This window comes from Pseudomonas sp. SWRI154 (assembly GCF_014268645.1).
GTDB classification, from domain to species: domain Bacteria; phylum Pseudomonadota; class Gammaproteobacteria; order Pseudomonadales; family Pseudomonadaceae; genus Aquipseudomonas; species Aquipseudomonas marvdashtae.
The window spans coordinates 100,931-109,395 of sequence record NZ_JABWQW010000019.1 but is presented as its reverse complement, the minus strand read 5'-3'; the positions used below and the strand labels follow the sequence as shown (position 1 = coordinate 109,395).

The 8,465-nt window shown below is 61.5% G+C and carries 7 protein-coding genes; all 7 read right to left on the bottom strand.

The features are described from left to right. Positions 1 to 128: 128 nt before the first annotated feature. Positions 129 to 512 (bottom strand): glycine cleavage system protein GcvH, encoded by a 384-nt coding sequence (gene gcvH, locus HU806_RS17700; RefSeq protein WP_186612818.1) that lies wholly within the window; start codon positions 510 to 512, stop codon positions 129 to 131. A 52-nt stretch (positions 513 to 564) separates the two neighbouring features. Further along, entirely contained in the window at positions 565 to 1,647 is a 1,083-nt protein-coding gene (gene gcvT / locus HU806_RS17695; protein WP_186612816.1) for a glycine cleavage system aminomethyltransferase GcvT, read from the bottom strand. Between the two features lie 170 nt (positions 1,648 to 1,817). Further along, complete coding sequence (locus HU806_RS17690) at positions 1,818 to 3,440, bottom strand: ABC transporter permease (protein WP_186612814.1); 1,623 nt, start codon at positions 3,438 to 3,440, stop codon at positions 1,818 to 1,820. A gap of 99 nt (positions 3,441 to 3,539) precedes the next feature. Next, the gene (locus HU806_RS17685) at positions 3,540 to 4,544 is read right to left on the bottom strand and encodes an extracellular solute-binding protein (RefSeq protein ID WP_186612812.1); all 1,005 of its coding nucleotides are present in this window, start codon (positions 4,542 to 4,544) and stop codon (positions 3,540 to 3,542) included. 113 nt (positions 4,545 to 4,657) lie between these two features. Beyond that, the gene (locus HU806_RS17680) at positions 4,658 to 5,875 is read right to left on the bottom strand and encodes a 2-octaprenyl-3-methyl-6-methoxy-1,4-benzoquinol hydroxylase (protein ID WP_186612832.1); all 1,218 of its coding nucleotides are present in this window, start codon (positions 5,873 to 5,875) and stop codon (positions 4,658 to 4,660) included. 61 nt (positions 5,876 to 5,936) lie between these two features. Next, positions 5,937 to 7,124, bottom strand: a complete 1,188-nt coding sequence (ubiH, locus tag HU806_RS17675) for a 2-octaprenyl-6-methoxyphenyl hydroxylase (protein WP_186612810.1) — start codon at positions 7,122 to 7,124, stop codon at positions 5,937 to 5,939. After that, positions 7,121 to 8,455 carry a Xaa-Pro aminopeptidase gene (gene pepP, locus HU806_RS17670; protein WP_186612808.1) on the bottom strand — a complete coding sequence of 445 codons (1,335 nt, stop codon included), beginning with the start codon at positions 8,453 to 8,455 and terminating at the stop codon, positions 7,121 to 7,123. Before pepP ends, ubiH begins: the two co-directional genes overlap by 4 nt. Positions 8,456 to 8,465: the final 10 nt, after the last annotated feature.

The following is an 8,465-nucleotide window of genomic DNA, read 5'->3' as shown; positions in this document are numbered from 1 at the left end:
TTATCCGTATAACCTGAACCGCCGTATACGGAACCGTACGTACGGTGGTGTGAGAGGACGGCGGATGTAAATCCGCCTCCTACTCGATCTGAAGATATTCCAAGGCTGAGCTGAGTAACCTGTGTGGGTTATTCGCCGATAGCAGCCTTGTAGCCTGCTGCATCGAGCAAATTGTCCAGGTCAGCCTCGTCGCTTGGCTTGAGCTTGAAGATCCAGGCGCCGTAGGGATCGGAGTTCAGCAGTTCCGGCGAAGCACCCAAGTCTTCGTTGATCGCGATCACTTCGCCCGAAATCGGCGAGTAGATGTCGGAAGCGGCCTTTACCGACTCCACCACGCCTGCCTGGTCACCCGCGGCAAACGTCTTACCGACTTCAGTCAACTCGACAAACACCACATCGCCCAAGGCTTCCTGCGCATGATCGCTGATGCCCACGGTGACAGTACCGTCGGCTTCCAGGCGCGCCCACTCGTGGCTTACGGCAAAACGCAGTTCGGCAGGGATATCACTCATATTCTGTGTCCTCAAGAGAAAGTGTCAGCGGCCAGCGGCCCGCCGCAAAAGGTTAGATCAAGGTTTTGCCATGGCGGACGAAGGTCGGCTTGACCACTCGTACCGGGTACCACTTGCCACGAATTTCCACCTCGGCACGGTCGGCGGTAGCCATCGGAACACGTGCCAGGGCAATCGACTTGCTAAGCGTAGGAGAAAAACTACCACTGGTGATCTCCCCTTCGCCAATATCGGCGATGCGGACCACTTGATGGGCGCGTAGAACGCCGCGTTCCTCAAGCACCAACCCGACCAGTTTGTGCTGCACGCCGGCAGCGAGTTCGGCTTCCAGGGCGCTGCGGCCGATGAACTGGCGGCTTGCAGGTTCCCACGCGATGCTCCAGGCCATGTTCGATGCCAAGGGTGAAACATCCTGGTGAATGTCCTGGCCGTAGAGGTTCATGCCAGCTTCCAGGCGCAAGGTATCCCGGGCGCCGAGACCGATGGGCGGAATGCCGGCGCCCACCAGATCGTTGAAAAAACTCGGGGCCTCATGGGCCGGCAAGACGATTTCCAAACCGTCTTCACCGGTGTAGCCAGTACGGGCGATGAACCACTCACCGTCGGCGCGGCCTTCGAAGGGTTTGAGCTGCTGGATCAACTGGCCTCGTGATTGGGTAACCAGTTCGGCAATCTTGTGCCGGGCTTGCGGCCCCTGAATGGCCAGCATCGCCAATTCGGGGCGCTCGTGCAGTTGCACGGCGAACTCGCCAAGTTGCGCCTGCATCCAGGCCAGGTCCTGGTCGCGGGTGGAAGCATTGAACACCAGCCGGTAACCGTCCTCGACCCGGTAGATGATCATGTCGTCGACGATGCCGCCGCGCTCGTTGAGCATAGTGCTGTACAACGCGCGGCCAGTGTCCTGCAAGCGATCGACATCATTGGCCAGCAAGCGCTGCAACCAGGCCTTGGCCTGGGGACCGGCAACGTCGATCACGGTCATGTGGGATACATCGAACACGCCGCAGTCACGACGCACCTGATGGTGCTCCTCAACCTGCGAGCCGTAGTGCAAGGGCATATCCCAACCGCCAAAATCGACCATCTTCGCGCCAAGAGCGAGATGAAGGTCATACAGAGGCGTACGCTGTCCCATGGGTTTCTCCTTCCGGGCTTGGCGAAGGTGCGGACGGGTACAACCTCAGCCCAAACGTCTGAAAAAGATTTTTCTGACGTTCTTGGCTACCCGATCCGACAGACGGACCGCACCGAATGCCGCGCATTGTATCCGCATGCTGTTGGACTGACACCTAGGCGTGCTCTCAATTAGTTGAGAACGCGTCGATGGGCCGAACGCCGTATCAATCCGATGACCGGCAACAGCCCCACCAGCACCAAGGTCAGCGCCGGCAATGCAGCCCGCGCCCATTCCCCTTCGCTGGTCATTTCAAAGATCCGTACCGCCAGCGTGTCCCAGCCGAACGGGCGCATCAGCAGTGTCGCGGGCATTTCCTTGAGTACATCGACGAACACCAGCAGTGCCGCGCTCAACGTGCCGGGCAGCAATAACGGCAGATACACGTTGAAAAACAGTCGCGGCCCACTGACCCCGAGGCTACGTGCTGCTTCGGGCAATGACGGGCGAATACGCGCCAAGCTGCTTTCTAAAGGACCGTAGGCCACGGCCAGGAAACGCACCAGATACGCCAGCAACAGCGCCGACAGGCTGCCCAGCAACAAAGGTTTGCCTGCGCCGCCGAGTAGGACCGACAGGGGAATGACCAGCTCACGGTCCAGATAGCTGAACGCAAGCATGATCGACACCGCCAGCACCGATCCGGGCAAGGCATAGCCCAGGTTCGCCAGGCCGACACCGGCGCGGATGGGCCGGCTTGGCGCCAGACGTCGAGCGAAAGCCAGCAATAAGGCGACACAAACGGTGACCAGGGCCGCGAGGGCGCCCAGGTAGAGGGTGTGAATGATCAAGCCGGCATAACGCTCGTCCAGGTCGAAACGACCGCGCTGCCAGAACCACACCACCAACTGCAGCACCGGAATGACAAACGCGCAGGCAAATACCAAAAAACACCAGCCGCTGGCCGCCGCCGCCTTGAGCCCTCGCAAATGATACAGCGCCTTGGCCCGGGGTCGCTCGTTGCCGGCCCGTTGCGCGCCCCGGGCGCGACGTTCGCCGTAAAGCACCACCATAACCGCCAGCAGCAGGAGGCTGGCCAGTTGGGCAGCGCTGGAGAGGCTGAAAAAGCCGTACCAGGTTTTATAGATGGCCGTGGTAAAGGTGTCGAAATTGAACACCGACACCGCCCCGAAATCTGCCAGGGTCTCCATCAGGGCCAGGGCCACGCCGGCACCGATTGCCGGCCTGGCCATCGGCAGCGCCACTCGCCAGAACGCCTGCCATGGCGATTGACCGAGCACCCGGGCGGCTTCCATCAAGCCCTTGCCTTGGGCCAGGAAAGCACTGCGCGCGAGCAAGTAGACGTACGGGTAGAAAACCAGCACCAACACCAGGATCACACCGCCGGTCGAACGTACCCGGGGCAGGCGCAAGCCGCTGCCGAACCACTCACGCATCAACGTTTGTACCGGGCCGGCAAAATCCAACAGGCCGACGAAGACAAACGCCAGCACATAGGCGGGAATGGCGAACGGCAGCATCAGCGCCCAGTCCAGCCAACGGCGGCCGGGGAATTCGCACAGGCTGGTGAGCCAGGCGAGGCTGACACCCAATATTGTCACGCCGATGCCGACGCCTACGATCAGCGTCAACGTGTTGCCCAACAGACGCGGCATTTGCGTATCCCACAGGTGGGACCATATCTGCTGGTCGACGCTCTGCCAGGAAAGCAGCAAGACACTCAGGGGCAACAGGACCAGTCCGGCAACGGCGAAGACCAGGGGATACCAACGGCGTTGGACGGGGTGGGTCAAGGAGAGTTCTCGGTTGAAGGTCGTCGCTGATAAATGGCTTATGTGGCGAGGGAACGGGCTCCCTCGCCACATATCATCAACGAACTGAGCGGACTTGTATCAGTTCCAGCCAGCGCGATCCATCAGGCGAATGGCTTCGGCCTGGCGTTTGCCCGCCACTTCCACCGGCAGGGAATCGGCCTTGAACTTGCCCCACGCCGCGACTTCCTTGGACGGCTCTACTTTCGGGTTAGCGGGGAATTCCTGGTTCACATCGGCGAAGATATTCTGCGCTTCTGGCGTGGTCATCCATTCCACCAGTTTCTTCGCGGCTTCTGGATGCGGGGCATGCTTGGTCAGGCCGATGCCCGAGAGGTTGATGTGCACGCCTCGGTCGGCCTGGTTAGGCCAGAACAGCTTCACTTTCAGGTCTGGCTTCTGCTGGTGCAGGCGACCGTAGTAATAGGTATTGATGATGCCGACGTCGCATTGGCCGGCGTTGATCGCTTCGAGCAATGCAGTGTCATCGGAGAACACGTCAGTGGACAGGTTCTTGACCCAGCCCTTGATGATTTCCTCGGTTTTTTCCGCGCCGTGGGTTTCGATCAGGGTGGCGGTGAGCGACTGGTTGTAAACCTTTTTCGAGGTGCGCAGGCACAAGCGGCCTTCCCACTCTTTACCGGCAAGCGCCTCGTAAGTGGTCAATTCGCCCGGCTTGACCCGGTCGGTCGAGTAGGCAATGGTCCGCGCCCGCAGGCTCAGGCCCGTCCAGGCGTGGGAAGAGGCGCGGTACTGAGGCGGGATGTTGGCATCGATCACCGGGGAGGTGAACGGCTGGAGGATGCCCATCTGCTCAGCCTGCCAGAGGTTGCCAGCGTCGACGGTCAGCAGCAGGTCGGCAGTGGCGTTGGCGCCTTCAGCCTTGATCCGCTGCATCAATGGCGCTTCCTTGTCGGTGATGAACTTCACCGATACACCGGTCTTCTTGGTGTAGGCATCAAAAACCGGTTTGATCAGTTCATCGATGCGCGAGGAGTAGACCACCACCTCATCGGCGGCCTGAGCGACAGAAGTGCCGATCAGGGTCAGTGCGAGGGCGGACAGCAGGCGTCTGGTTGCCAACATGGTAGCGGTCTCTCGATTGTGAACAGAGCGCAAATGATAAGGACTCACATTTAGCACCACAATCGAACAGTGGACGGACACATTTCTAAATGTTGCAAGATGGCTATCCGGACTTAAACCTTGGCCAGATCCGGCAAGTCTCCAGTCAACCCCAGCGCTTCGCGCACGAACAAGGCTTTGGCCTCGGGCATGCGGTTTACCAGCTTCAGACCGGTATTACGCAGCCAGCGCACTGGCAATGGGTCGGCCTGGAACAATCGCTCGAAGCCTTCCATTGCCGCCATCAATGCGAGGTTATGCGGCATGCGCCGCCGCTCGTAGCGACTCAGTACCTTGACGTCCGCCAGGCGCTCGCCACGCCCGGACGCCTGCAACAGCACCTCGGCCAACACCGCGGCATCGAGGAATCCCAGGTTCACGCCCTGCCCGGCCAGCGGATGGATGGTGTGGGCCGCATCGCCAATCAGCGCCAGCCCTTCGGCCACGTAACGCTTTGCATGACGTTGCCGCAGCGGTACGCACAGGCGCGGATCGGCATCCAACACAGTGCCTAGCTGGCCCTCGAAAGCCCGCTCCAGTTCGGCACGGAAACTGCCGTCATCAAGCGCCATCAAGCGCTGCGCTTGACCCGGTGTCGTCGACCAGACGATCGAGCACCAGTCGTGTTGACCGTCGCGTTCCAGCGGCAGGAATGCCAGCGGACCGTCGTCGGTAAAGCGTTGCCACGCGGTGTGACGGTGAGGCCGGGCGCTGCGTACGCTGGTGACGATAGCGTGGTGCAAGTAATCCCACTCCCGCGTGGCGCTCCCCGTCAGTCGACGCACCGCGGAATTCGCCCCGTCGGCAGCAATCACCAAGGGCGCGCGCAAGGTGCGACCATCGGCCAGGGTCAGCAGCCAATCATCACCGGAGCGACGCATCTGCTCCAGCCGCGCATTGGCCAGCAGGCCCAAGTCGCAATCGTGCAATCGGTCCAGCAAGGCGTCCTGCACGACACGGTTTTCAACGATATGCCCCAGGACTTCGGCATGCAGGCTGGCGGCTGAAAAGTGAATCTGCCCAGTGCCGCTGCCGTCCCACACATGCATGTCGGAGTAAGGGCTCGCACGCCGGGCGGTGATGCCGTCCCAGACGCCAAGACGCTGGAGGATCCGCTGGCTGGCGGCCGACAAGGCGCTTACCCGGGGTTCGAATGCCCCATGGGGATCAAAGGGCTTGACGCTCATCGGACTGCCGTCGAGCAACAGCACTTGCAAGCCACTGCCCTGCAACGCCAACGCCAGGGCGCTGCCGACCATACCGGCACCGACAATCAGCAGATCTGCACGCAATTCCATGCTTTAAGCCTGTGTTGCTGGCGACATCCGTCGCCCGTGAAAAGAATGAGCCGTATCACGCATCAGGACGCGTCCCCAACCCCATGGCCTGGCGGGCGAACCAGCGCTTGGCCGGTGGCAGCAGGTCAAGCCCCAGCAGACCGAGGTTGCGCCCGAGGGAGACCAGGGGCAGGTCGCTGCTGAACAGGCGCGTCACTTGGTCGGAGAAGCCCACGGTGAGGGCCTGGTCCAGCCGCTGACGCTCGCGGTAGGCTTGCAATACTGCAAAATCGCCGGGCGTGCCATCACTCTCGAGCAATGCATCGGCCAAGGCCTGCGCATCACGCAAGGACAGGTTGAATCCCTGCCCGGCAATCGGGTGCAGGCTGTGGGCCGCATTGCCGAGGATCGCCAGGTGCGGCCGGACTTGCTCCTCGGCTTCCACCAGCGCCAACGGATACAGATGTCGCGCACCCACTTGTTTCAACGTGCCCAGCCGATAGCCGAACACATGCTGCAATTCCGTGAGGAAGCTGCGCTCGTCGAGGGAGGCCAGCCGTTGTGCGTCCATGCCTTGGCGCGTCCAGACCAATGCACAACGATTTTCCGGCAACGGCAACAAGGCCATCGGTCCGTCATCGGTAAAGCGCTCGAACGCCACGCCGTTGTGGGCCTCACCAGGCGTGACGTTGGCAATCAAGGCGCTCTGGTCGTAGGGTCGATTTCGCACACCGACGCCCAACTGCTCTCGCAATCCGGAGCGACCGCCATCGGCCAATACCGCAAGCTCGCATTCCACGGTGGTTTCGTCGTCGAGGGTCAGTCGATACCCGGCGACTTGCGGCTCCATTCGGGTGACTTGCGCCGGGCAACGCCAACTGACAACGTCTTTATCCAGGCCTTGCCACAGGCATTGGCCGAGCCAAGCATTTTCCACCACGTAGCCCAGGGCCGGCACGCCCTCCTCCATGGCGGACAACCGCGCCGTGGAGAACCGCCCACGGTCAGAAACGTGAATCTGCTTGATCGGCTCTGCGCGGCGGGAAATTTCTTGCCACAGGCCCAAGCGTTGATAAATTTGCCGCGCGCCGAATGAGAGCGCCGATGAACGCGCATCGTAGCTTGGCTGCCAGGCATCACCAGGCGCAAAGGGCTCGATCAGCATGATCGTCCAGCCCCGGGCCTTGGCCCCAGCCTGCAAGGCCAGCGCCAGGCTTGCGCCAACCAGGCCGCCACCAATGATTGCCACATTGACCCGGCTCATGCCGCCTGGGTCCGCGCATCGGCCATCAGGGCCTCGATTTCGGCGACCGTTTTCGGCACGCCACGGGTCAGGATTTCACAACCGGTCTTGGTTACCACAACGTCGTCCTCGATGCGCACGCCAATGCCGCGCCATTTTTTCGCGACGCGGCGGTCGTTCGGGCCAATGTAGATGCCCGGTTCCACCGTCAGGGTCATTCCGACCTCCAGCACCCGCCACTCGCCGCCGACCCGGTATTCGCCCACGTCGTGCACGTCCATACCCAGCCAATGACCGGCGCGGTGCATGTAGAACGCCCGGTACGCTTCGCTGGCGATCAATTCATCCACCTCGCCCTCCAACAGCCCGAGGTGCACCAGACCTTCGGTAATGACCCTGACTGTTGCTTCGTGGGCCTGGTTCCAGTGTTTCTCCGGCGCGATTTCGGCGAATGCGGCTTCCTGGGCGGCCAGCACTATTTCGTAGATCGCCTTCTGCTCGGGCGAGAACTTGCCGCTGACCGGCCAGGTCCGGGTGATGTCGCTGGCGTAGCAGTCAATTTCACAACCGGCATCGATCAGCACCAGGTCACCGTCCTTGAGCAGCGCATCGTTCTGCTGGTAGTGCAGCACGCAGCTGTTGCGCCCAGCCGCGACGATGGAACCGTAGGCCGGCATCTTTGCGCCGCCCTTGCGAAACTCATAGTCTAGTTCCGCTTCCAGGCTGTATTCGTAAAGACCCGGACGTGCCGCTTGCATAGCGCGGATGTGCGCCTGGGCGGAAATCCGCGCCGCTTCGCGCATGACTTTTATTTCCGCCGCGGTTTTATACAGGCGCATGTCGTGCAGCAAATGATCCAGGGCAACAAATTCGTTCGGCGGCTGGGCGCCAAGGTGGGCCTTGGAGCGAATCACGTTGATCCATTCCATCAGGTGCCGGTCGAACTCCGGATTACTGCCCATGGCCGAGTACACCCGGTCGCGACCTTCGATCAGGCCCGGCAGGATGTCATCGATGTCGGTGATGGGGAATGCGTCGTCGGCGCCGTAGTCACGGATCGCGCCTTCCTGGCCGGCGCGCAGGCCATCCCATAATTCACGTTCGGCGTTGCGCTCGCGACAGAAGAGGACGTATTCGCCATGGGCCCGACCCGGCATGAGCACGATGACCGCTTGCGGCTCGGGGAAGCCGCTGAGGTATTGAAAATCGCTGTCCTGGCGGTAGACGTGCTCGACGTCTCGGTTGCGGATCGCAACGGCGGCGGCGGGCAGGATTGCGATGCTGTTGGGTTCCATCTGCGCCATCAAGGCCTTGCGGCGACGGCTGTATTCCGATTTCGGGATATGAATCATGGGCAGACGG

Coding starts and splice junctions, on each gene's coding strand:
- gcvH (WP_186612818.1), bottom strand. CDS start 512: ATGAGTGATATCCCTGCCGAACTGCGTTTTGCCGTAAGCCACGAGTGG.
- gcvT (WP_186612816.1), bottom strand. CDS start 1,647: ATGGGACAGCGTACGCCTCTGTATGACCTTCATCTCGCTCTTGGCGCG.
- HU806_RS17685 (WP_186612812.1), bottom strand. CDS start 4,544: ATGTTGGCAACCAGACGCCTGCTGTCCGCCCTCGCACTGACCCTGATC.
- ubiH (WP_186612810.1), bottom strand. CDS start 7,124: ATGAGCCGGGTCAATGTGGCAATCATTGGTGGCGGCCTGGTTGGCGCA.
- pepP (WP_186612808.1), bottom strand. CDS start 8,455: ATGATTCATATCCCGAAATCGGAATACAGCCGTCGCCGCAAGGCCTTG.